Raw genomic sequence first — 1,582 nt, forward strand, 5'->3', positions numbered from 1 at the left:
GCGGTAGCTGTCAAACTGTTTGAGACGTTTCAGGCGACTTGTTCTGTATCGGAGCTCATTTCCTCCTTGGCGGGTTCGTTGATCCAGACGGCGGTGGGCAGGCTGGGCGGGGTGGGCTTGCGGCGGAACCGGCCGGGGTTGGCGGCGTAGGCGGCCTGGAGCGTTCGTGCTCGCTCGGCCCGGATCTTGTCGGCGGTGCCCAGATGGACGGAGGCCGGGGTGTGCAGGCCTATGCCGGAATGCCGGTGCTCGTGGTTGTAGTAGGCGAAGAACTCGGTGCAGAAGGCGCGGGCGTGAGCAAGGGAGCCGAAGCGCTCGGGGAAGGCCGGGCAGTACTTCAGCGTCCGGAACTGCGCCTCGGAGTAGGGGTTGTCGTTGGATACCCGGGGTCGGCTGTGGCTTTGGGCGATGTTCAGGTCGGCCAGCAGCGCGGCGACCGGCTTGGAGGTCATCGAGGTGCCGCGGTCGGCGTGCACGTGCGCAGGCGCCTGGCCGCCGTTGGCACCGACGGCCGCGGCGATGAACTGCTCGGCCAGTTCGGCGTTCTCGCGGGTGTGGACCTCCCAGTGCACGACGTAGCGCGAGTAGATGTCGATCATGACGTAGAGGTCGCAGTAGACGCCCTTGACCGCTGTCTTCAGCTTGGTGATATCCCAGGTGAACACCTGGGACGGAGCGCGGGCGACCAGCTCGGGCCGCACCCGGGCCGCATGAGTCGCCTGCCGCCGGCGCTCGCGTACCTCACCGCACGCGCGCAGCAGCCGATACATCGTGGAGATCGAACACAGGTAGACGCCCTCGTCCAGCAGCGTGGCCCACACTTGCGCCGGCGCCTTGTCGACGAACCGCGGCGAGCGTAAGACGGCCAGCACCTGCGCCCGCTCATCCGAGCTCAGCGCCGCCGGATGCGGCGCCGGCGCCGGGCGCGGGCCGAGCACTACCGGCGCGCGATGGCGATGGCGGTGCACGGTGGCCCGCGACTTGCCCGACAACGCGCACGCCGCTGTCACACCGAGCACCGGCTCCAGCGCGGCGAACGCCTCGTCGATCACCTCTTGGGCGGCGCGTCGTTGTCCGCGCTCTCGGAGAGCAGTTCCAAGAGCGCGTGCGCTTTTCCCATGATTTCCAGCGCCGCTTTGGTCTTGGCCAGCTCGCGTTCGGCCTTCTCCGCCCGCGCCCGCAGCCGCTCGTTCTCCTTCTCGGCCTCGCTCTTGCGCGTCTTCGGCCCGGACGGCTTGGCCGCCAGCGCGCTCAACGCTCCTGCGTCGCGGGCCTTGCGCCACTCGATGATGTGGGAGTGATACAGCCCCTCGCGGCGCAGCAACGCGCCCTTGGCGCCCGGCTCGGTCGCCGCGTCGTAGGCCTCGACCATCGCCAGCTTGTACTCCGGCGTGAACGAGCGCCGCTTCGGCCGATCCGATCGAGGTCTGTTGTCATCCTTGCCCACCTCACCATCATCGGCGAGATCCCCGCGAAGGTCGGCCACGGTCAAGGTCACTGTCTGAAAGATCCTGTTCTCGCCCTGCTTGAGTCACAGAAGACTACTTCGTCCCCAGGTCTCACGAGAGTCTGACAGAGAGGG

General features: G+C 68.0%; 1 protein-coding gene. It reads right to left on the reverse strand.

The window, feature by feature from the left end; genetic code table 11:
• Nucleotides 1-29: 29 nt before the first annotated feature.
• Nucleotides 30-1,498 (reverse strand): IS3 family transposase gene (locus ACIBI9_RS67860; protein ID WP_397239687.1). Its coding sequence is split into 2 segments (ribosomal slippage): nucleotides 30-1,108 and nucleotides 1,108-1,498, totalling 1,470 coding nucleotides; the frame shifts between segments, so codons are not numbered across the junction.
• Nucleotides 1,499-1,582: the final 84 nt, after the last annotated feature.

It is taken from the genome of Nonomuraea sp. NPDC050451 (genome assembly GCF_044458585.1).